A 21,495-nucleotide genomic window follows, 5' to 3' on the forward strand; every position below is an offset into this window, starting at 1 on the left:
GCAAATGGATTTAGTTTAAAATTTTGATCCCATCCTGCCGAAGGACCCGCGCCGCACGTTCGCAATCCCCCTGTACCGCCACCGAATAGCCGCAACCTCTGGTGTGCAGGTGTTCCGGAGTATAAACGATCCGGCATGAGATCCCCCGTCGTCTTAAACTTTCCTTTGCCTTATATGCATACGTGAGCGACACTAAGCTGAGATAGCATTCACTCATAAACCTTCACCTTTCCGTAAAGAGTTTGGAGTGTTTCCACTCCTCTTTTATTCTATGGAAAAGTAAGTTCCCTTGTGCATAATATCCTGTTCTTTCTTTGCGTGGATTAGGATTCGATCAGCACTATCGCATGGGCAGCAATTCCCCGTTCTTCCCCGGTAAAGCCCAATTTTTCTTCGGTCGTCGCTTTTATGTTTACCGCGTCAAGTCCGACCTTGCAAGCCGTGGCGATTTTTTCCCGCATCTGGGGCAGAAATTCTGCTAGTTTCGGTTTTTGCGCGATAATGGTCGCGTCAATGTTCCCAACATGATACCCTTGTTTTGCCAAAAGCGCGCAGACGTATTCCAAAAGCTTGATGCTGTCCGCCCCGGCAAATGCGGGATCAGTGTCCGGAAAATGCTGTCCAATATCACCCAGAGCTGCAGCGCCCAATAAGGCATCCATCACTGCATGGACCAGTACATCTGCATCCGAATGCCCCAGCAGCCCTACTGTATGGGAGATCTCCACTCCTCCTAAGATCAATTTCCGTCCTTCTACCAAACGATGCACGTCATATCCATGCCCTATTCTCATACGAGATGACTTCCTTTCCTCTTCCTCAAGCAGGGCCCGCGCCACTGCAATATCCTCCGGAGTGGTGAGCTTCATATTCCGGTAATCCCCCGGCGTCATGTGCACTGGTACCCCAATCGCCTCCACCAGCTGACAATCATCAGTAAAATCAAATTCATGCAAAGCGGCAAACTTCATGGCCCGGCGATACAGAGCGATCTCAAAAACCTGCGGTGTTTGAGTTAGGTACAACGTGCTTCTTTGCGGTGTTTCGTCAATGATCCCGTGATGTACTACCTTAATGGTATCCTTAGACACTACCCCTAAGGTCGCAGCACGGTATTCCAGCGCATCTGCAAAAACGTGTTCCACATCTCTCCGGCGTACCAACGGTCTTGCGGCGTCATGGATCGCCACATGGGTGATCTCTTGTCCGCAGGCTTCCACACCTCTGGCCACAGATTCCTGCCGGGTGCTTCCCCCTGCCGTTACTTTGATTGGGATCACTTCATTATATTCATCTAGCAGGGATTTCATACGCGAAATTTCTTCTTCTTTTGTCACAACAATGATCTCTGCCACAGAAGGGATCTGGGCAAAGGTATGGATGCTGTGTTCCACTACAGTCATGCTGCCAAGATGTAAAAACTGCTTTGGGACGCCGCCCATTCGGGTCCCGCTTCCCGCCGCGACCAATATGACCGACACACGAAACATGCTTGGTGCCTCCTTTCAAAACTGTACTTTCATGGTAACATAAAATACCGAAAAAAGAAAGATTTCCATGAAAAAAGGTCCTGCCAAATCAAGCAGGACCCCTTTTCAAAGAAGAAAGAAAATATGGATGGTTAGCAAATTAAAAAACCGGGGCCATTGTCCCCCCGTATCTCTTTTATCAGGCTATTCGCCTGCTAACAATCTTTTGTTTATCTAATAATACCATGTTATGCGTTATTTGTCAAAGAAAAATTTAACAAAATACACAAAAGAACGTTGTTCACTTTTCATGAACAACGCTCCAAATTTCCTATTTTTCGGAGATCTTTTCAGTAATTTCTTCCTTTGGGTGAAAAATCACTTCCAATGTCACGATCCGTTGATCGGTAACCTCTTTCACTAGGATCTCCATATCGCGGTAAGTGAAAGAAGCGCCTGGCTCGGGGATCCGTTCCAACGTTTCCAAAGCCCAGCCGGCAAAGGAATTTAGCTCCTCAAAATCCTGTTCCGGGTAATCATAATCGATCTCATCAAAAAAATCTTCTGGGTCCAAATCCCCAGAAACCTGATAACGGTTCTCCGAAAGCTTCACCACCGGTGTTTCTTCTTCATCGCTTTCGTCCCAGATCTCACCTACCAGCTCTTCAATAATATCTTCTAAGGTAATGATTCCGATCGTCCCGCCATACTGGTCAGTTACGATCGCCATATGAGATTTTAAGCGCTGAAGCTCTTTCATCAGTTCTGAAATGAGTTTTTTCGGTGGTACATATACCGTATTCTGCATGATCTCGTTCAGTGATACCTGCTGATTCTGAACATAAGCGCGGAAAAAGTCTTTATTGTGGACTACGCCCACAACATGGTCTATACTACCGCTGTAAACCGGGAGCCGTGAATAGCCCTCTTCAAAAAATAAGCTTTTCACCCTTTCCGGGTCCTCCTGCTCCTCCACTGCAACAACGTCTACCCGCGGGGTCAGGATCTCTTCTACTGTGATTTCGTCAAAGTCAAGCGCCGACTGTACCAATTCGCTTTCCTGCTGTTCCAGCACGCCTTCATTTTCACTTTCTTCAATAATAAACTTCAGCTCCTGCTCCGTAACTGAAGGAGTGCTTTCCCCATTGCGGGTAACCAAATTCGTCAGTTTCAAGAACAAAAAAATCAGCGGAGAAAAAAGCTTAATAAAGAAATCCAGAATATTAACGACTTTCAATGCCAAGGATTCAGCATTTTGCTTCGCATAGGTTTTCGGCAGGATCTCACCGAAAATAAGCACCACGATCGTCATAACCAAAGTGGAGATCCCTGCACCAGAAGGGCCAAACCATGTCGTAAAAATAACAGTACCAATAGAAGCGGAAGCAATATTGACAATATTATTTCCAATCAGCAGAGCAGACAAAGCCCGATCATACTCGTCAGCGATCCGAATCACCTTGTTAGCCTTTTTATTGCCTGCTGCTGCAATATTCTTCATACGGATTCGGTTGACTGTTGCAAATGCGGTTTCCGTACCAGAAAAAAATGCAGACATTGCAATCAAAAACACCAACAGCACAAATATAAGCGGCGGTATATCGCCCAAAATAAACACGCTCCTTTAAAAGCATAAATTTATAATTATTTTAGCAAAGTTCACAGAAATTGTCAAGAACATCGCACTTATCTTTGGTTGACAATCCCCTTTTTCCTCAGTATACTGAAATTAAGAAGAAAGGAGCGTGAAGGGAAATGCCGAACCCCCCCAGTCCACTAGCTGCCGGCGTATCGCCGGATGGCTTTCAAAACGTCCACGAGGTCCGAATTCTGATCTGCGATCTACTGGACACTCTCCAAGAACCAGTTTCCAAAAGCGATCTGGCTTTATTGTTTCAGGAAAATAATCTTGTCAATTTCTTTACCTTGTCCACCGCATTGGCCCAGCTTTTGCAGGAAGGGCAACTTTCCGCCGTACCGGAATTAGAAGAAACTTACCAGCTTAACCCTCTAGGACGGGAAGCCGCGCATTTTCTGGCGCATACCCTTCCCCGTTCTGTCCGGGAGCATCTTGCACAATCAGCCAAACAGCTTTTGGCACGCCGCAAGCTGGAACGCGAAAACGAAGTGGCGATCAAGGAAGTACTTAACGGCTATCAGGTACAGGTCGTAATGCATGACACGGATATGGACCTGCTCCGCCTGGACTTGTTCGTTCCTGACAAAGCGCAGGCAGAAGCAGTTCAAGAAAAGGTTTTACAGGATCCTGCCGCTTTCTATACACAGATCATAGACTTTTTAACAAAATGACCCACAAAAATACTCCGCAGGTTGATCTCCTGCGGAGTATTTTTTAATGAAGGCATGTCTGCTAACAGCCCTTTTTCAGTTTTTTACGTGCTATAACCACCAATGACCCTGAAGATGCCAAAAGCAGAGAGGCTAAAATAGCTGATCCCAACGGGTCTCCGGTCTTGGGATTTGCAGTGTGTTCCGTTTTTTCATGATCCTGTTCCGGTTCAAAGGTTTCTTCAGAAGGCTTTTCCGGCTGCTCTGGTTCTTCCGGGATTGGGAGAACCGGTGTTTTTTCCCACTGCGCATACAGTGCAATCGCTTCATTCCCCATGGTGAATACATCGTTTTCCGCGTAGGAAGTTCCTGTCCCGTCTGGGGCGGTATTCCAGCCCTGAAATGTAAATCCCTCTTTAACAAGATCCCCTGCTCCGCTCACGGTTACAGTATCTCCTGTTAGATAACTTTTTACTTCTGGTAAATTCCCCCCGGTATTGCCGTTCCCATAATAAGTAACTGTAGAGGCAACTGGCTTTTGAATAGTAAGCTTTACTTCCAAGATCTCTCCGGCAAAATCGGTATAATTGTCCCCATTAGCCTGTTCAGAAAAGAACCCCAAAGTATAGCTCCCGGCAGGAATCCCCTTTAAAGGAACAATTAGGTCCCCAGATGCATTGGTCGAGCTATCAGCGATCTTCCCATATCGGATAATCTTTCCGTCCTGATCCAATAAGATACAAGAAACATATTGGTTTTTCCCAGTCTTCGCATTGGAATAAGAAAATGTCAAGGTGGAATCCACCAGAGCAGTTCTGGCATCTAATTCTTCTTTAGGAACAGAAAGTGTCTGATCGTTGTCTTTCATGGTAAATTTGATGGTGCTGTCTGCGGGAAGTGCAGGGATCTGATAAAGTGCATCCCCGATCATGGCAGTACTTTTGATCCCCGTTGCATCAGAGGTAAATAAAATATCGGAAATATCCCAATTAAACGCCGGACGTACAGGGCCGGTCAAATCTTCATTGGGGATCAGTCTGTCGGAATTCGGGTCTTCCTGCTGATGAGCAGAATACAAGCTGTTGGGTATGACGATACCATTATACCCAAATAAAATATCCATCAGCCCGTTTCCTGAAGGCGTACGGGAATGGAACAGTTCAAAATAATTTTCAGCGGGGGTATTGGCAATCATCTTATATTCCGCGGTCGATAACGGCCATAGCTTTTGATCCGGAATGTCTTTTCCCTCAATTCCATCGGCACTGGTCAAAGTCCTTGGAACCATTCTTTCAGATTCTCCGGAAAGCATATATTCTGTAGAGGAGGCGATTTCCTCCATCCTCTGCTGTAAAGAACCTCCATAATAATCTGTTGGTTCAGTAAAGCCCTGTTCCCCATCTTGGGCATCAGCATCCACCTCGTAATATAACGCACGGTTTAATTCTTTCTTATATGTTCCATTTTGAGTATCATCCGGCATCATCGGGTTGATCACTGTTCCAGATGAACCCAGATACAGAACCCATCTTTTCCCCCAGTGCTCCTGAAATTGTTCAAAATTCCCATTGCCGTCTCCTTCCAGGAACGCATAGTCTCGGAAAGGATACCAACCGTAACGCAGATCTTCATCCTTTCCACTATACTCATCCAGCTTATGGAGCAGGGTCACATTGTTTTCATTCCCGGCTTCACTGTGAATCCCAGAGCCGTTGTATCCAGCTACATACCATTCTTCTCCGCCCACGCCTATGGTTGTAACATGATCCCCTTCTGCCGTAGGAATAATTTCTGCCGGGCGGCCAAACCAGATGCTTTGTGTACCCTCCCCGGCTTCCTGTGCGGATACGGCTGGCATTGCACCTAACCTCCCTCCGCCGACTATTACCGCAGAAGCAAGGAATACGGAAAGGATTCTCCTTAAATGTTTCATTTTGTCTTCTCCTCTCTTTTTGCATAACCTAAAGTTTTTCTTGCATTGTAAAAAAAGAGAATTAGACATAAAAAAAGCGCCTAAAACAGGCGCAATTATAAATATTTCTGTTGAACGAAAAACATTGCTTTTTCTTGCAGAGATCCCATATTTTAGGAATTCGAAAACACAACTTCCTATTCTGTTTCAAACAGCCGCCGTATTCCACGGCGGCTGTTTTGTACAACAGTAAAACGAAAATCGTGCTTTCTCCGGAATATTATTCCTCTTCTGCCACAGCTGCTTCGATTTCAGCCGCCATTTCTTCGGAGATCACACCATCTTCAGAAGAGTACACGACATCGCTGTCGCCCTCTTTGGCAATCTTCTGGTCTTCTTCCGGAAGAAGCGCTCTCATAGACAGGCTGACGCGTTTTGCATCATAGTTGATGTCAATGATCTTCACTTCAACTTCCTGGCCGATTTCCAAAATATCAGAAATCTTTTCAACTCTCTGGTTTGCGATCTGAGAAATATGGATCAATCCATCGATTCCCGGAATGATCTCAGCAAACGCACCATAGTTGGTAAAGGAAACGATTTTAACCTTCACAACATCGTCGATCTTATAATCGCGTTTGAAAATTTCCCACGGGTTATCTTCAGATTTCTTGTAACCCAAAGAAATTCTGCGTTTTTCCGGATCTAGGTCTTTCACATAAACTTCTACAATATCGCCAACGTTTACGATCTCAGACGGATGTTTGATCTTGGACCAAGACAATTCAGTGATGTGGATCATGCCGTCAACGCCGCCCAAATCAACAAATGCGCCGTAAGAGGTCAGGGATTTTACTTCTCCCTTATAGATCTTGCCGACTTCAACTTCGGACCAGAACTTTTCTTCTTTCTCTTTCTTATCGCTTTCCAAAACTGCACGGACAGAACCCAAAGCTCTGTTTCGTCTTTCGTTGACTTCTAAGATCTTGAACTGAACCTCTGTTTTCAGCAGGGTGTTCAAATCTTCTACACGCTTGTCAGAAACCTGGGAAGCAGGAATAAATACTTTTGTATGGTTGGAAAGCACCAATACGCCGCCCTTTACAACATTTACAACAGTACCGGTCAAAACGGTGCCGTCTTCTGCTGCTTTTTTGATTTCTTCAAACCCTGCAACTGCATCGCAACGTTTTTTACTCAATGTAACAATGCCTTCCTGGTCATTGACTTTCAGTACAACCAGTTCGATTTCGTCGCCTTTGGATACCACATCAGAGGTTGCCTGACTTGGATCATCAGTCAGCTCATCAGCCGGAACGATCCCAGCCTGCTTCGCACCAATATCCACATGGACTTCATTTGGAGCGATCGTTGTTACGATGCCTTTTACCCTTTTCCCGTTATATAATTTTTCGGACTCCAAAGATTGCTCAAAAAGGGTAGCAAAGTCCATTTCTCCTTCTTGCTTGTTTAACATTTCACTCATGGTTTTAAGAACCTCCTTAATGATATAAGCCGGCGTCGAAGCCCCGGCAGTAACGCCAATGGAAGCATATTGACAAAGCGGCGGAAGTTTGTCCAGTTCCTCTGCAGTTTCTAACAAATAAGTTTCCGCAAATTCAGCACAGACTTCTTTGAGTTTTTTTGTGTTGGAACTTTCTTTTCCGCCTATCACGATCATCAGATCATTTTGCTGTGCCAGCAAAACAGCTTCTGCTTGACGTTCATTAGTCGCATTACATATTGTATCAAAAAAAACAAGATTTGTACAGAGATTTTTTACAATTTCTACGCATTTTCTCCATAAATTCGCATGAAATGTGGTCTGTGCGACCATAATCGCTGGTTTTTTGATATTTTTAAGGACTTCCAGCAGTTCCTGTTCGTCTTTCACAACGTAACATTCCCCTTGGCAATGTCCCTGAATGCCTAACACTTCGGGGTGGTTTTTATCCCCCGCAATAATAATCGTTTCTCCCGCAGCGGAATGCTCCGCCACGATTTTGTGAATCTTCGCTACAAACGGGCAGGTCGCGTCCACCAAATGGATCCCCGGTCTTTCCAGCTCTTCATAAACCTGCTGCCCGACCCCATGCGACCGGATCACGACTGTATCCCCAGACCGGGCCTGCTGAGGGCTGTCCAAAATAGAAACCCCTTTTTGAGAAAGATCGTCCACAAGCTGCGGGTTATGGATGATCGGGCCTAAGGTTTTCACTGACGTTACTTCTTCCACCAGATGATAAACCAGGTCTACCGCCCGGTTCACACCAAAGCAGAAGCCTGCGGTCTTTGCTACGGTAATAGTTGGTTTCATGAATTTTTACTTCCCGATTCTTCCCACAAGGCGCACACGGCATCCCTTACCAAATTGCTCGCCGCTTTGATGGTTCGGGGTTTCTTAATATCAACCTGCAACGCGCCGTTGGGAATTGGTGCTCCATAGCGGATCACTACCCTGCTCCGAAACTTTGCGCAGTTTTCAAAATAGATAGCAGTCGGCACGATATCAGCGCCGGTCTGTGCCGCTACAACGATTGCTCCGGATTTAAAGCGCATGATCTCGCCGGTTTTGGAGCGCGTTCCTTCCGGAAACAGAGCCAGCACATCGCCGTGCTTCACCGTATCCACTGCCTTTTCAATCGCAGAGGAATCCCCTGTTCCCCGGGACACCGGAAAAGCACCCAACCGTTTAATGATCGGCCCTAAAAGCTTATTGGAAAACAGTTCCGCTTTCGCCATAAAATTCACCTGGCGTTTCATACGGATCCCAACAAGGACAGGATCCAAATAGGTACGGTGATTCGCCACCACGATATAGCCGCCCTCTGCCGGCAGGTTCTCTACACCGTGCACCTCTATCCGAAACCACAATGTAAGGGCACCATTGCAGACCGCCTTGGCAAAGCGGTAGAACTTTGTCATTTTACTCACAGCAAGTTACTCCTACTCCAAGCCTAATCTGTTGCGGATGATCCGCTGCAATAAATCAATGGATTCCGCCAGGGTGTTCCCCGTCGTGTCGACCAAAAGCGCATCCTCTGCTTGGCGCAAAGGCGCGATCTTCCGATGCGAATCATTATAGTCACGCTGTTTGATCTCTTCTAGCAGCTGGTCAAAATCCACGATCGTGCCGGACTCTAACAGCTGCTGGTACCGGCGTTTTGCACGGTCTTCCGCAGTAGCAGTCAAGAAAATTTTCAAATCGGCATTTGGCAGCACTACCGTGCCAATATCCCGGCCGTCCATGATCACATCATTATTGCGCGCGATCTCCTGCTGCAGGTCAAATAAAAATTCCCGCACCTTTGGGACTGCAGAAACCTCGGATGCAAACATCGAAACCTCCGGTGTGCGGATATAATCGGAAACATCTTCCCCATTCAGGAAAACCCGCTGTTCCCCATTGATAAAGCGCAGTTCTACATGGATCTTTTGAAGCGCTTTTATAATATCTTCTTCCTTTTTAGTGGACAGGCCAAAATGGTCGACCGCATATCCAATGGTGCGGTACAACGCCCCGGTATCCACGTAAATGAAACCCAATTCTGCCGCCGTTCTTCTGGCGATCGTACTTTTTCCGGCACCCGCAGGTCCGTCAATGGCAATGGCTCTCATATTTTCTTCTCCTTATAAAACAGAATCCCCGATTCTGCATATAAATTTATTTTACACCGTTTTTTCCTGTTTGTAAAGCCATTCTTTAGAATTTCATGAAATTTTTCCAGAAAAAACCAATAGCTTTCCCTTTAACAGGAAAGCCCGGCGGTGTATCCTGTAGAAAAAGCAATTTGTAAGTTGAACCCGCCCGTATAGGCGTCCACATCTAAAATTTCTCCGGCAAAGAAAAGCCCGGCAACTTTTTTAGATTCCATTGTCTTTGGGTTTACTTCTTTGACGTCCACCCCGCCCGAGGTGACGATAGCCTCTTCAATAGGCCGGAATCCCGCCACGGTCAGGGACAGATGCTTGAGGAGGCGGCACAGATCTCCCCGCATCTCCCTAGTGATCTGGTTGACCTTCTGCTCATAGGGGATGCCGGACAGTCGCACGATCACCGGAATGATCTTCCGCGGCAGCAAAGCGCCCAAACTATTTCCAAAATCTTTATTTGCCTGTTCCGCAAAATCCCGTAAAATCCTTACGTCGAGCTGCTGGTCAGTCAAACCCGGTTTTAAATCAATTTCAAGCTTATAACGCTCAGGCTCTGGTTCCCTAATATGGGAAGACGCGCTGAGCACCAACGGCCCAGACACCCCAAAATGGGTGAAAAGCATTTCTCCTAGTTCTGAAAAGATCACCTTTTTGCGTTTCTGATCCGTGACAGAAAGGGTCACATTTTTCAAAGAAAGCCCCTGCGCCTTTCTGCACCAGTCCTCTTCGGTAACGATTGGGATCAACGACGGTTTTAACGGTATGATCCGATGCCCAAGCTCCTGAGCCATGGCATACCCATCCCCGGCAGAGCCTGTTCCCGGATAAGATTTCCCTCCGGTTGCCAATATCACAGCCGGCGCATGATAAATCTCTCCACTTTCACAGCGCACCCCGCAAACGTCCCCTGCTTCTGTCAGGATCTCACTGGCCCGTTCCTCAGCGATTCGCACACCAGCCTGCCGGATATTTTCTTCCAGCACCCGCGAAACATCCGCCGCGCGGTCCGATACCGGAAACACCCGGTTTCCCCGTTCTGTTTTCAAAGAAAGCCCGCTGTTTTCAAAATAAGCGATGGTTTCCTCCGGGGAAAGGTGGTTCACCGCACTGTATAAAAAACGGCCGTTAGTCGGTACATTCTTGATAAACGTGTCAATGTCACAGCGATTGGTGACATTGCATCTGCCCTTTCCGGTAATCAGTATTTTCTTCCCCAAACGGCTGTTACGCTCCAGCAGCAGAACATGCTTACCGTACAAAGCCGCGGTATGGGCTGCCATCATACCGGCAGCCCCGCCGCCAATGACGATCACATCAGCTTTTTTCATTTTGATTCTCTACCTTTTCATATACATCGTATTCGTCCCAAATCTGTTCCAAATGGTCGAAGGTCTGTTTTAACTCTTCCCGCTTCTGAAGACCGACCGCCATGATCAAGGCATTGATCAAACTGAGCGGAGCGACCAGAGAATCCACAAAGGAAGCCATTTCACTACGCGCCTGCAAAAAGTAGTCCGCCTCTTTCACCAACGGAGAAGAAGCGCTGTCGGTGATCGCAATGACCTTTGCCCGTTTGGTATGCGCATAATTGAGCGCCTTCATCGTCTTTTTAGAATAGCGCGGAAAGCTGATGCCAATCATAATGTCCTCTTCATTGATCCGCAAAATCTGTTCAAACATTTCGCTGGCGCTGGTAGTCTGCACCAGCTTGACATCTTCAAAGATCAGGTTGAAATAAAAGGAAATAAAGCTTGCCAGCGTCGCCGCACTGCGGGAGCCAATAATATAGATGGTCCGCGCCTTAACGATCGACTGGACCGCGCTGTTAAAATCTTCCCTGGAGGTTTCCTCAAGGGTACGGCGGATCTTTTCAATATCTAGGTTCAGCACCTTGTCTAAAATCTCTTCCGACCCCAACTGCTCGCTTGCTACCTCAATCCGCTGTACGGCAGTCAAGCGGTTGCGGATCATTTCCTGAAGCTGCTTTTGCAGTTTTGGATAACCGTCATAACCCAGTTCAAAGGCAAAACGCACCACAGTGGATTCACTGACTCCAACAATGGCGCCCAGCTTTGACGCTGTCATAAACGCAGCCTTGTCATAGTGGTCCAAAATGTAAGAGGCGATCCGCTTCTGCCCTTTTGACATTTCGTCCATCTTCTGGGCAATGTCATATAAAATATCATTTTTCATTGATTTTTCATACTCCTTAGAACCGTATTATTCTATACTGTATTGTATCCTGTTTCTCCTAAAAATGCAAGTTAAAACAAAAAATTATTCAAAAAAAGAAGCAGGGACACTTCACAGTTATCCCTGTTTCCTCTCTATGTCTAAATATCCAGTCTGCCCGTATACCGCTGTTTTACCGGTTAAAAACGGACTGCTCCCGCTGTAAAATACTTGTTTCCGACATGCAGAGATCTCCGCACTGTTTTTGCAGCCGCGATGATCATACAAAGCCATAGGACAATAATTCCCACTGCCCGCCCGGAGTCCGTGCAAGATACCAACCCCAATCATCTTGCAAAAAACCGGCAGAAAAATTTCTGCCGGTTTTTCAATACTTTTCAGAAGCTCTATTTTTGTTTGAGATATTCTTCCCTGCCGGATCGGAAAATGTCCGTGCCCTCGCTGTCAATAGCAACGATCAGCGGAAATTCCCGCAACGTTAAACGCTTTACTGATTCACAGCCCAAGTCCTCAAACGCGATCACTTCACAGCTAGTGATCGACTTGCAGGCAAGCGCGCCCGCACCGCCGACCGCACAAAAGTAAACTCCCTTGTTCCGGACGATCGCCTCCACGACCGGAGGTTTGCGTTCTCCCTTACCGATCATAGCAGTTAGCCCTAAATCCAAAAGCTGGGGCGCGTAAACATCCATCCTTCCAGATGTGGTCGGCCCGCAAGAGCCGATCGGCAGATGCTCCGGCGACGGGGTAGGTCCCGCATAATAAATCGCCGCTCCCTCCAAAGGGAAAGGAAGCTCTTTCCCCTCCCGGATCAATGCTGCGATCCGTTTGTGGGCGGCGTCCCTTGCCGTATAAACAGTACCGCTTAAATAAACGCGGTCAAAGGTCTTTAAAGTCGGCGCCGCTTCCTTTAGCTGGGCGGCGTCCAGATGATAAGTTGCCATAGTATTACTGCAAACTCCTGATCTTTTCATAAATATCGTCCAGCAACGCGTTGGCATGCTGGATCTTTTTTTGGTACGCTTCCAATAATTCGCCGCTACCGTCCTCTACTTCGGGAAGCTCGATCTCTCCTGATAGAACGGATTGTTGCGGCTTAACGAAAAAAGTCAGAATCAGAATGTTCTGGGAACAATTCCTCTAAGGTTTTTTCCGGAGTTGGATAGCTACCATCCTCAGATGCTTTTTCCGTTTCTTCCTGAAGGTCTTCTGCCTTTAGGATCCCCTCTTTCAGCATTTGCTCTTTGAATAACTGGTCGGTCAAAAATTCATCCTGTTTTACTTCTGTTTGCAGCACATCGTCTACTTGCAGGCTGTTTGGCATATTCTTTTCCAGCCCGTCGACCTGGTTATGGATCTGCTGCATCACTTCAAAGATCGAAAGCTTCATGCTTTCCAACTGTTTGGCAAAGCGAGTGTATTCTTCGTTTGCCTTATCCGCTTTGATTTTGGCAGATTTTACAATCTCGTCCGCACGGGCATTGGCCTCCCGGATAATTTCCCCGGAGCGGATCGTGGTGCGTTTTTCCTTATCAGCAAGTTCCGTTTCCCGGTCGCTGATCCGTTTCTGAGCCTGATGGTTGTAATCCTGCGCAGCCAGCTTCAGCTTTTCCGCTTCTTCTTCCGCCTTGGCAATGATCTCTTCCGCGCGCTTTGTGGATTGGGCGATATTGGCAGAAGCCTTTTTCGCCGCTTCGGTCAGGATCAAAGAAGCACGGTTATTTGCATCTGCTAAGGTAGAGGCGCTGCGGGCGTTAGCTTCGGAAAGGATGCGCTCTGCGGTGTAGCCGGACTCATCAAATTTTTTCAGCCGGGCCGTTTCATTCGCCGTACGTCCCTCCACATCCTGAAGCCGCTTTTGCAGCTGTTCATTCTGTGTTTTGATCTCCTTCGCATGTTTTTCCACTGCGATATTGAGTTGTTTTAATTTATCATTATCAGCATTCTGCTTTTTGATCAAAAGCTGTAATTTCCCAATCAGGTCGCTTCTATCCTTGTCCCCAGCCTTTAATTTTTCCAGTTGAGTCACCGCTTCAAAACGTTTGGCCTTAAGCTGTGTGATCTCTTTTTGCATCTCTTCTTTTTCTTTTTTATATTCACGGCTAAGCTCTTCAAAAGCATTTAAAACGTCCTGCTTATCAAAGCCGCCGAACGCCGCAGTTTTAAAAGATTTCATTTCCATGCTGTTTCCTCCCGACCTATAGGGACAGGCACTTCCCGCCCTGCCTCAAATTTTTTCTAGTTATTATTAGTATAAAGCTTTTGAGATCGAATTTCAAGTACTGCCCACAGAAAAACTTTTCTTTTATGACAAATTGTGGTACAATGAAAAACCAAACAGGTTTTTATTTCAAATCCCGGAGGTTTTTACGATGAAGAAATTAGTTGTCTTTGATCTGGACGGCACCTTAAACCAGACCAGGCTTTACGGTGTTCAGGCGATCCGTCATGCTTTGGCAGACCTTGGCGTGACCCACCTTACCGATGAAGAGATCTGCGCGCAGATCGGCGCCCGTCCCGCAGACTATGTAAAAATATACCTGCCGAATGGAGACGAGGCGCTTCACCGCAAATTCCTTGAACTGGAATCCAAATACGAAAACGAACTGCTGCCAACCTGCGGAAAAGCATTTGACGGTGCCCGCGGCAGTATGGAACGCTTAAAAAAAGCAGGCTATCTGACCGCGGTCTGCTCCAACGCCTCAGAACGGTATATCCGTCTGGTCACCCAAACGATCGGCGTGCTTGACCTAGTCGACGAGATCCAGCCCCTGCTTCCCGGGTTGATCAAAGCCGATACCCTCCGTCTTTTGCTGGAGCGGACATCTCCGGACCGGGCGGTGATGATCGGCGACCGCGTTTATGACAAAGAGGCCGCACGCGAAAACAGCCTTCCCTTTATCGGCTGTGCATACGGCTACAATGCGCCGGAGATCTCTGACGCAGACCGGGTGGCAAACCACGCCTCCGAATTATTTGAGCTGGTACAGGAACTGATCGGCTGATACAAAAAAAGCACGGATCCACTGAATCGGTGTTTCCGTGCTTTTTTCTGTCCTTCTTTAATGATACCGGAACTGTAAAACTAGGATATTGTCCTCCACATAGGTGATCATGCTGGTATCATACTGCTCACAGCTGTACGGGAACGCCCTGGCTACCCTCGGCACATTTTCCTCTACCTCGTTCAAAAATCGGTTCAAATCATAAGAACTCTCAAATAAAAACTGGACCTGCTCTTCCCCCTCGATCAAAGCGATATTGGTTTTCAGCAGGATATTTGCCACGCTGTCGTCGCTTAAATCGGTGATATAACATCCGTTTTGCAGGTAATAGTTCAGGCTCCCGTCCGTACAGTCGGCGATCGGCGGGTAGATGGAATCTTCTTTTCCCTCTTCTTGCCGGCCCTCGATCGGTGAAAGGATCTTGTGCCTCTTTTCCACCTGTTCGGTCGTCAGCAGAAAATTGGCATAAACAGGTACGGTTCCTCCCTCGGGAGGGAGATCCCAGGTAATATCCAGATGATAATACTCATTTTCGATCTTCACTACATTCCAAACATGCTGCTGAGAGGTATCCGCCTTGTCATATCCATAGGCGATCTGGCTGTCCAGCCCGGCCTGAAGAAGCAGGTACTGCATCGCCGAGGTATATCCGTCGCAGACAGCCTTTTCCTCTACCAGCGCGCCGTAAACCGTGTGCTGGTACGGCGCGGTGTCGTCGTATGCCACCGTGGAGGCAAGGTAATCATGCAGGTAAAGCACCTTATCATAATCGGTCATCTCCTCGGTGATCCCGGAAAGGATCAGTTCTGCCTTTTCCTGCACTTCCCGCGCCATCTTTTCCGCCTTACTGCGCGAGATCCTTTTTTCTTTTCTGGTTTCCGGGTCCGGATAACTGAAAGAAAGAGTCGCGCGGGAAAGGTTATCTGTACGCGCGTCATACTGGTAACGGTACGCACTGCTTACCCAAAACGCCTGCGGATGGTCCGCGCGGTAATAGGAAAGCACCTTTTGGAAATCGTCTTTTGGGATGACGATATCGTCAATATTATCATAAAATTTATAAACATATTCATCTAATTGCCTGTAAGCCTTTTTCAAACGATTCGGCAACTTCTGATAAGCCTGTTCTGATACAGACATCTGCGTGACATCCATATATTCCATGTTCGTGACGTGATACTTCCCCTCCAGAGCCGAAGCCAGGGAGCGCCAAAAACCCTCTTCACTTTTCTGCGATTCCTCAAACTGGACTACCGCAAACAGCAAAAAGCAGGCAATTATCATCGTCCCGATCCGTTTTTTCATTGCATCACCGTGTTCCCTTAGATTTTCTCCGAACACAAAAGCTTAATGTGTTCATCAAAGTGGGAATAAAGCAGTACCCCAGTAAAATGCCAAGATACCCTTTCTGTAATGATACTGTATTTAGGATCGTTTGTAAAGGGGCGACATAGATCGTACACAATAAAATCGCCAATGAAATCAGCGCGGCGCCGATCAGTTTTTTGTTGTTAAAATAACTGATACCAAACAGGCTTCTGGTTTCGCTTTTACATTCAAAGACGTTGATCAGCTGGGTCACTACCAAGGTAAAGTATGCCCCGGTGCGCGCCACGTTAACATCTCCCCCGCTCATATCAAGCAGGGTCACAAAAGAAGCAAGGGTGGAAAGTCCGATAAAAATCCCCCGGAACACGATTTTAGAAAGCAATCCGTTGGAGAACACTCCCTCGTTTTTCTGCCTCGGCCGGACGTTCATCGTGTTTTTTTCCGGCGGTTCCAGCCCCAGCGCAATGGCGGGCAGCCCGTCGGTGACCAGGTTGACCAGCAAAATCTGGATCGGCAGTAGCACTACCGGCATCCCCATCAGCATTCCCAAAAACATGGTGATCACTTCACCGATATTGCAGGAGAGCAGGTAACGGATAAACTTCCGGATATTGGCGTAGATGGCGCGACCTTCCCGCACGGCGTTAACCAGCGTTGCAAAGTTGTCGTCCAGCAAAATCAGATCGGAGGCTTCTTTGGTGACGTCTGTCCCTGTAATACCCATGCTTACCCCAATGTCCGCCTGTTTTACCGCTGGCGCATCGTTTACCCCATCTCCGGTCATCGCAACCACATTGCCCCGCTTTTGCAGGGCAGTCACGATCGAAAGCTTGTGCTTGGGGCTTACCCGTGCAAACACTGTGGTATATTCCGCTTCCCGCTCCAGCTCTTCCTGACTCATCGCTTCCAGCTGTTTTCCGTCCAGAACGGTGTCCCCTTCCCGGTAAATGCCGATTTCTTTCGCCACAGCGCAGGCGGTCAGCTTATGGTCGCCGGTAATCATCACTGTTTTGATCCCTGCCCTGCTGCAAAGCGCCACCGCTTTTTTCACCTCTGGCCGCGGCGGGTCGATCATACCGACTAAACCCAGCATCGTCAGCCCATCTTCGGTCGGCGGCACGCCCGGATCCAGCTTTTTATAAGCAGTACAGATGACCCGCAAAGCTTTCCCAGCCATCTTGTCATTCTCCTCGGACATTTTCCGTTTGACAGAAGCGGAAAATACCCGTTCCCCTTGTGCCGATTGGATCTGGCTGCATTTGTCCGCCATGACGTCAAAGGCACCTTTCATCCAAAGCATCCGCTTTCCGGACAAGTCCTCTGTAATGACAGACATACATTTTCTCTTGCTGTCAAACGGGATCTCCGAGATCCTGCGGTAGTTCCTCAGTACCTCTTTTAAAGGGGTGCCGTTCCGGTCTGCAAAGAACATCAGCGCGTTTTCCGTCGGTTCCCCGTACAGCTCTCCGTTGTTCAGCACCGCATTGTTGCACAGCGCACAGCACAGCGCCGCACGATGTTCCACACTCCTTTCCGGAAAGCGCAGCTTGTCGTCTAATGGGATAGCCATTTCCAGAGTGCTGATTTGGGTCACTGTCATGCGGTTTTGGGTAAGCGTGCCGGTCTTATCCGAACAGATGACATTGGTACACCCCAGCGTTTCCACAGAATGGAGTTTACGCACCAACGCCTTTTGTTTTACCATCCGCCCAACAGCCAATGCCAAAGCGATCGTTACGATCGCGGGCAAGCCCTCTGGAACTGCCGCCACTGCCAGCGATACCCCGACTACCAGCATATCCAGCGGATTCTCCCCCCGCAGAATCCCAGTGACCGAAACGATCACACAAATGATCAGGCATCCAATGGCGATAAATTTCCCCAGCTGGCCTAATTTCTTTTGCAGTTGGGTTTCTTCCTCCTCAATTTGGTGGAGCATCCCGGCGATCTTCCCCATCTGGGTGTCCATCCCGGTTGCCAGTACCTCGGCTTCTCCATGTCCTTGGGTAATGGTCGTACCCATATACATCAGGTCATCACAATTGAGCTCATTTTCCGTCACCCTGCGCCGGCATACCTTTTTATTGACCGGCTGGGATTCCCCTGTCAAAATCGACTCATCGGCGCTTAAACTAAAGCATTCCGTCACACACAGGTCCGCGCACACACGGTCGCCCGCTTCCAGCAAAACGACGTCCCCCGGCACAACCTCATCTGCCGGGATCACAGTGATCTCTCCGTCACGGTAAACCTTCGCGGTAGGAGCCGCCATTTTACGCAGGGCTTCCAATGTACGTTCGGTCCGGTATTCCTGAATGAACCCCATCACCCCGTTGAGCAGAACGATCGCCGCGATGGCGATTGCCTCCACGTATTCCTGTAAAAACAGGGAAATTACAGTAGAGATCAGCAGGATCATTGTCAAAATATCCTTATATTGATTGACAAAGATTCTGGCAGGACTGACTGCCTTTTTCTGTTTTAGCTGATTTTTCCCGCCTTCGGCAAGCAATTGCTGTGCCTGCTTGGTGCTTAACCCCTTGCCATGCTGCGGCTGAGCATTCTTTTCCTTCCATACATCCAATAAACTCAAGCACATTCCGCCCTTTCTTATTTCCTAGTATTATCAATCTATTCAGGCTGTCCAGCGAATATGCGTGATTGGAAAAGAAAGGATCTTTTAAAAAAATTTATTTTACCTCTTGCTTTTTTTATCAGTTTTGTGTAGAATAAATATTGTGATTTTTACAGATTAAAGTGATAATCTATCATTTGATGAAAGCGACAAATCAAGGAGGAACATAAGAATGAAAATGAAACGGCTTGTATCGGTGATTCTTGCGGGGATGATGTCCACAGTTCTGCTGGCCAGCTGCGGCAAAACAAACCTGACCAACGCGGACCTAACAGTTCTTGACGAATCACTGGCTGACGAATTATATGGGATCGCTACCGCAAAGGATAACACTGCATTGCGCGATATGATCCAGATCGGGTTGGACAAAGCTATTGAAGACGGCACCGCCGCCGAGATCGCCACAAAATGGTTTGGTTCCGATACTATCTATAAACCGGAAAGCAAAACCTTTGAACCAGATCCGAATGCCACTTATGACAAAGATACCATCGTATTGGGATGCGATGTAAACTTTGCACCAATGGGCTTTAAAGACGGCGATGAAGTGGTAGGGTTCGATATTGATCTTGCCAAAGCTGTTATTGAAGACGAAATGGGTAAAAAACTTCAGATCCAGCCGATCACCTGGTCTAACAAAGAAGCGGAGCTTGCCGCAGGAAAGGTTGACGTATTATGGAACGGGCTGACCATTAACGATGAACGGTTAGCCGCTATGTCTTTCACAGAAGCCTACATGCAAAATGCACAGGCGATCATCGTACCTAAGGATTCTGATATTAAGTCTTCCGCCGATCTGGAGGGCAAAAAGGTCGCTATGCAGAAAGCGTCTACCGCAGTAGAGGCATACGAAGCTTCCGGTATCAATGCAGAAACCGTAGAATTGGCAGATAATGTTGCCTGCCTGAACGAGCTGAAAACAGGCCGTGTTGATGCAGTCATCATGGACCTCGTCGTTGCAAACTACTATCTTGCAATGGACGACGCTGAATAAGAGTATTACTTTTACAAGGCTTTCATCATAAAAAACCGGGCGGTGTGTATCATAAGATACACACCGCCCGGTTTTTTATGACTGGGGATAAGAGAAACTGACTGAGCATGCTTTTTAATACAAATGCTAAAATTCCTAAAATAAACGCAAAAATAACATATATCAACAGCATAAAAAAATTTCCCATAAATAACGCTCTGCCTTCTATATTACCTGTATATTTCAACCTGCCGCTTACAGGATCTGCCAGTCAATCGGCGTTTCCCCTACCGACTGCAAAAAGCGATTCGTCTTGGAAAAATGCCGGCAGCCAAAAAAGCCGTTATTTGCTGAAAACGGGCTTGGGTGGGCACAAGTAAAGATTTTATGCTTAGGGTTTTTAATGAAAGAAGTTTTAGCACGGGCATTTGCTCCCCACAGCAAAAATACGACCGGCTTATCCCTCTGGTCCAACAGCCGGATCACGTGGTCGGTAAAGGTTTCCCAGCCAATACCTTTATGGCTGTTAGGCTGTCCGGCACGCACGGTCAGCACGGTATTCATCAGCAAAACACCCTGTTTTGTCCAAGCGGTCAGATCTCCGTGTTCTTCTGTCATTGAGATACCCAGATCGTCCCGGATCTCCTGAAAAATATTTTTCAAGGAAGGCGGCTGAGGCACCCCTTTCTGTACCGAAAAACAAAGCCCATGCGCCTGCCCTTTCCCATGGTAAGGATCCTGTCCCAAAATAACTACTTTCACATCAGAATACGAAGTGTACCGAAACGCGTTAAAAATGTCGTACATACCTGGGTAGATAGTCCGCGTTTTATATTCATGCGCCAGAAACCGGCGAAGCTTTTGATAATATTCCTGTTCAAATTCACTTTTTAAGAGTTCATCCCACTCGTTTCCCAATTCAATCATTGACAGTCCCCTTTCCGGTAAATCAGCAGTTCAAATTCTATTTTTGTGGTCAGTTTTTCCAGTGCTGCAAGCCGCTGAGTATTTTCCTCAGAAGTCTTGTAAAAATACGGAGTCATCATAAATAAGTTTTGAATATCCTGCTGACATTCTAAGGTAATAGTATCCTTTATCTTGCGTACCTTTAAAAGCTCGAATCCCGGCAAATCATACCCCTTTACCTCATTCTCATAAGGGGAATCATAAACAGCTTGTTTTAATTCCCACAAATGGCGTTTAGAGGGGATCACCATGAGCATCAGCCCGCCCCGCTTTAGAACGCGCCAAAACTCTTCCCCGCAGTAGGGAGCGAAAAGATTCAGCAGTAGATCCACCGATCTATCCGCCACCGGCAGATGAAAGGCGCTTGCCACCGCATATTCGACCTGTTTGTTTTTCTTTGCCGCCGCATTCAGCGCAAATTTTGAAATATCGATCCCCGCTACCTGTATATTGCCAAGGTCGCTAAGGCTTTCAAATACCGCATTGGTATAGTAGCCTTCTCCGCATCCTACATCCAGAACAGCCCATTCCGGCGTTTCCGCTTCCCGGTACAGGGACATAGCTTCCTCGCACAGCGCTTTCGCCAGCGGAGCATAATACCCTTTTTGCAAAAAATCCCGCCGAGCATTCACCATTAGCTTGTTGTCCCCCGGCAGTTTCGAGTGCTTCCCATTAGAAAGCAGCAAATTCACATAACCGCTTTTTGCGCGGTCAAAGCTGTGGTTCTTTTCACATACAAGACGCCCTTCTTCCGGAAATAATGGCATATTGCATACTGGACAACTTAACTTCATCATAATCTACCCACTTTAATTGATTTTTGCGGATGAACCGTATCATTTTAGACTGCCTTAACATTCCCGGCCAATCCTCCCAAAAACGACTCTTCCCTGAATCACAAGGAAAAAGCTACACCTCGGCTTTCCGGACGTAAAACAAGCTTCACAGCTATCATTCCACACAAGCCTTCCGGGATAAAAACAGCGGTGCCATAAGGCAAGAAGGAACTTCGTTCCGACAGCCGTTTTTCTGGACGTGAAACGACCCGTTTCACGTTATTATACCATATT

Annotated in this window: 19 protein-coding genes; 3 read left to right on the plus strand and 16 right to left on the minus strand. The window is 47.3% G+C overall.

Annotated elements, in window-relative coordinates; translation table 11 throughout:
* Positions 1-10: 10 nt before the first annotated feature.
* From CIB36_RS07305 to CIB36_RS07315, 3 genes are all read right to left on the minus strand, one after another.
* Positions 11-217, minus strand: coding sequence for a DUF3343 domain-containing protein (locus tag CIB36_RS07305; RefSeq protein WP_093988852.1), 207 nt, complete (start codon positions 215-217; stop codon positions 11-13).
* A gap of 106 nt (positions 218-323) precedes the next feature.
* Positions 324-1,490 carry a 2-C-methyl-D-erythritol 2,4-cyclodiphosphate synthase gene (gene ispF, locus CIB36_RS13665; protein ID WP_093988853.1) on the minus strand — a complete coding sequence of 389 codons (1,167 nt, stop codon included), beginning with the start codon at positions 1,488-1,490 and terminating at the stop codon, positions 324-326.
* A 310-nt stretch (positions 1,491-1,800) separates the two neighbouring features.
* Positions 1,801-3,087 (minus strand): hemolysin family protein, encoded by a 1,287-nt coding sequence (locus tag CIB36_RS07315; RefSeq protein WP_407657460.1) that lies wholly within the window; start codon positions 3,085-3,087, stop codon positions 1,801-1,803.
* A gap of 137 nt (positions 3,088-3,224) precedes the next feature.
* Here CIB36_RS07315 and CIB36_RS07320 point away from each other — a divergent pair, with 137 nt between their 5' ends.
* Positions 3,225-3,779 (plus strand): DUF4364 family protein, encoded by a 555-nt coding sequence (locus CIB36_RS07320; protein ID WP_093988854.1) that lies wholly within the window; start codon positions 3,225-3,227, stop codon positions 3,777-3,779.
* Positions 3,780-3,840: 61 nt separating this feature from the next.
* Here the strand turns inward: CIB36_RS07320 and CIB36_RS07325 are convergent, their stop codons facing one another.
* From CIB36_RS07325 to CIB36_RS07360, 9 genes are all read right to left on the minus strand, one after another.
* The gene (locus tag CIB36_RS07325; RefSeq protein ID WP_158662622.1) at positions 3,841-5,691 is read right to left on the minus strand and encodes an InlB B-repeat-containing protein; all 1,851 of its coding nucleotides are present in this window, start codon (positions 5,689-5,691) and stop codon (positions 3,841-3,843) included.
* A gap of 259 nt (positions 5,692-5,950) precedes the next feature.
* The gene (locus tag CIB36_RS07330) at positions 5,951-7,987 is read right to left on the minus strand and encodes a bifunctional 4-hydroxy-3-methylbut-2-enyl diphosphate reductase/30S ribosomal protein S1 (protein WP_093988856.1); all 2,037 of its coding nucleotides are present in this window, start codon (positions 7,985-7,987) and stop codon (positions 5,951-5,953) included.
* Complete coding sequence (locus CIB36_RS07335; RefSeq protein ID WP_093988857.1) at positions 7,984-8,595, minus strand: lysophospholipid acyltransferase family protein; 612 nt, start codon at positions 8,593-8,595, stop codon at positions 7,984-7,986. Before CIB36_RS07335 ends, CIB36_RS07330 begins: the two co-directional genes overlap by 4 nt.
* 21 nt (positions 8,596-8,616) lie before the next feature.
* The gene (gene cmk, locus CIB36_RS07340) at positions 8,617-9,288 is read right to left on the minus strand and encodes a (d)CMP kinase (protein ID WP_093988858.1); all 672 of its coding nucleotides are present in this window, start codon (positions 9,286-9,288) and stop codon (positions 8,617-8,619) included.
* A 131-nt stretch (positions 9,289-9,419) separates the two neighbouring features.
* The gene (locus CIB36_RS07345; protein ID WP_093988859.1) at positions 9,420-10,652 is read right to left on the minus strand and encodes a BaiN/RdsA family NAD(P)/FAD-dependent oxidoreductase; all 1,233 of its coding nucleotides are present in this window, start codon (positions 10,650-10,652) and stop codon (positions 9,420-9,422) included.
* Positions 10,639-11,517: a MurR/RpiR family transcriptional regulator gene (locus CIB36_RS07350; RefSeq protein WP_093988860.1), complete on the minus strand. Its 879-nt coding sequence runs from the start codon at positions 11,515-11,517 to the stop codon at positions 10,639-10,641. Before CIB36_RS07350 ends, CIB36_RS07345 begins: the two co-directional genes overlap by 14 nt.
* A gap of 117 nt (positions 11,518-11,634) precedes the next feature.
* Positions 11,635-11,790: a hypothetical protein gene (locus CIB36_RS13285; protein ID WP_158662623.1), complete on the minus strand. Its 156-nt coding sequence runs from the start codon at positions 11,788-11,790 to the stop codon at positions 11,635-11,637.
* Between the two features lie 113 nt (positions 11,791-11,903).
* Complete coding sequence (locus tag CIB36_RS07355; RefSeq protein WP_093988861.1) at positions 11,904-12,461, minus strand: FumA C-terminus/TtdB family hydratase beta subunit; 558 nt, start codon at positions 12,459-12,461, stop codon at positions 11,904-11,906.
* A gap of 152 nt (positions 12,462-12,613) precedes the next feature.
* Positions 12,614-13,699, minus strand: a complete 1,086-nt coding sequence (locus CIB36_RS07360) for a hypothetical protein (RefSeq protein WP_093988862.1) — start codon at positions 13,697-13,699, stop codon at positions 12,614-12,616.
* A 190-nt stretch (positions 13,700-13,889) separates the two neighbouring features.
* Here CIB36_RS07360 and CIB36_RS07365 point away from each other — a divergent pair, with 190 nt between their 5' ends.
* A complete protein-coding gene (locus CIB36_RS07365; protein ID WP_093988863.1) occupies positions 13,890-14,522 on the plus strand; it encodes an HAD family hydrolase in 633 nt (210 codons plus the stop codon).
* A 57-nt stretch (positions 14,523-14,579) separates the two neighbouring features.
* Here CIB36_RS07365 and CIB36_RS07370 read toward each other — a convergent pair whose 3' ends face one another.
* Both CIB36_RS07370 and CIB36_RS07375 read right to left on the minus strand, forming a co-directional pair.
* Positions 14,580-15,827, minus strand: a complete 1,248-nt coding sequence (locus CIB36_RS07370) for a transglutaminase domain-containing protein (RefSeq protein ID WP_093988864.1) — start codon at positions 15,825-15,827, stop codon at positions 14,580-14,582.
* A 4-nt stretch (positions 15,828-15,831) separates the two neighbouring features.
* Complete coding sequence (locus tag CIB36_RS07375; RefSeq protein WP_229408211.1) at positions 15,832-18,444, minus strand: cation-translocating P-type ATPase; 2,613 nt, start codon at positions 18,442-18,444, stop codon at positions 15,832-15,834.
* A 214-nt stretch (positions 18,445-18,658) separates the two neighbouring features.
* On the opposite strand from CIB36_RS07375, the gene CIB36_RS13290 reads away from it, so the two are divergent.
* A complete protein-coding gene (locus tag CIB36_RS13290; RefSeq protein WP_154825622.1) occupies positions 18,659-19,480 on the plus strand; it encodes a transporter substrate-binding domain-containing protein in 822 nt (273 codons plus the stop codon).
* Positions 19,481-19,714: 234 nt separating this feature from the next.
* Here the strand turns inward: CIB36_RS13290 and CIB36_RS07385 are convergent, their stop codons facing one another.
* The gene (locus CIB36_RS07385; protein WP_093988866.1) at positions 19,715-20,386 is read right to left on the minus strand and encodes a uracil-DNA glycosylase; all 672 of its coding nucleotides are present in this window, start codon (positions 20,384-20,386) and stop codon (positions 19,715-19,717) included.
* Positions 20,383-21,222: a putative RNA methyltransferase gene (locus tag CIB36_RS07390; protein WP_093988867.1), complete on the minus strand. Its 840-nt coding sequence runs from the start codon at positions 21,220-21,222 to the stop codon at positions 20,383-20,385. Before CIB36_RS07390 ends, CIB36_RS07385 begins: the two co-directional genes overlap by 4 nt.
* Positions 21,223-21,495: the final 273 nt, after the last annotated feature.

Source organism: Massiliimalia timonensis, assembly GCF_900186585.1.
Classification (GTDB): domain Bacteria; phylum Bacillota; class Clostridia; order Oscillospirales; family Ruminococcaceae; genus Massiliimalia; species Massiliimalia timonensis.

Bases quoted from the DNA above. Each gene is read 5' to 3' on its own strand.
- CIB36_RS07390 (WP_093988867.1), bottom strand. From the start codon at position 21,222: ATGATGAAGTTAAGTTGTCCAGTATGCAATATGCCATTATTTCCGGAA.
- CIB36_RS07335 (WP_093988857.1), bottom strand. From the start codon at position 8,595: ATGACAAAGTTCTACCGCTTTGCCAAGGCGGTCTGCAATGGTGCCCTT.
- CIB36_RS07330 (WP_093988856.1), bottom strand. From the start codon at position 7,987: ATGAAACCAACTATTACCGTAGCAAAGACCGCAGGCTTCTGCTTTGGT.
- ispF (WP_093988853.1), bottom strand. From the start codon at position 1,490: ATGTTTCGTGTGTCGGTCATATTGGTCGCGGCGGGAAGCGGGACCCGA.
- CIB36_RS07360 (WP_093988862.1), bottom strand. From the start codon at position 13,699: ATGGAAATGAAATCTTTTAAAACTGCGGCGTTCGGCGGCTTTGATAAG.
- cmk (WP_093988858.1), bottom strand. From the start codon at position 9,288: ATGAGAGCCATTGCCATTGACGGACCTGCGGGTGCCGGAAAAAGTACG.
- CIB36_RS07370 (WP_093988864.1), bottom strand. From the start codon at position 15,827: ATGAAAAAACGGATCGGGACGATGATAATTGCCTGCTTTTTGCTGTTT.
- CIB36_RS07320 (WP_093988854.1), top strand. From the start codon at position 3,225: ATGCCGAACCCCCCCAGTCCACTAGCTGCCGGCGTATCGCCGGATGGC.
- CIB36_RS13285 (WP_158662623.1), bottom strand. From the start codon at position 11,790: ATGGCTTTGTATGATCATCGCGGCTGCAAAAACAGTGCGGAGATCTCT.
- CIB36_RS07345 (WP_093988859.1), bottom strand. From the start codon at position 10,652: ATGAAAAAAGCTGATGTGATCGTCATTGGCGGCGGGGCTGCCGGTATG.
- CIB36_RS07355 (WP_093988861.1), bottom strand. From the start codon at position 12,461: ATGGCAACTTATCATCTGGACGCCGCCCAGCTAAAGGAAGCGGCGCCG.
- CIB36_RS07305 (WP_093988852.1), bottom strand. From the start codon at position 217: ATGAGTGAATGCTATCTCAGCTTAGTGTCGCTCACGTATGCATATAAG.
- CIB36_RS07325 (WP_158662622.1), bottom strand. From the start codon at position 5,691: ATGAAACATTTAAGGAGAATCCTTTCCGTATTCCTTGCTTCTGCGGTA.
- CIB36_RS07350 (WP_093988860.1), bottom strand. From the start codon at position 11,517: ATGAAAAATGATATTTTATATGACATTGCCCAGAAGATGGACGAAATG.
- CIB36_RS13290 (WP_154825622.1), top strand. From the start codon at position 18,659: ATGAAAATGAAACGGCTTGTATCGGTGATTCTTGCGGGGATGATGTCC.
- CIB36_RS07385 (WP_093988866.1), bottom strand. From the start codon at position 20,386: ATGATTGAATTGGGAAACGAGTGGGATGAACTCTTAAAAAGTGAATTT.
- CIB36_RS07365 (WP_093988863.1), top strand. From the start codon at position 13,890: ATGAAGAAATTAGTTGTCTTTGATCTGGACGGCACCTTAAACCAGACC.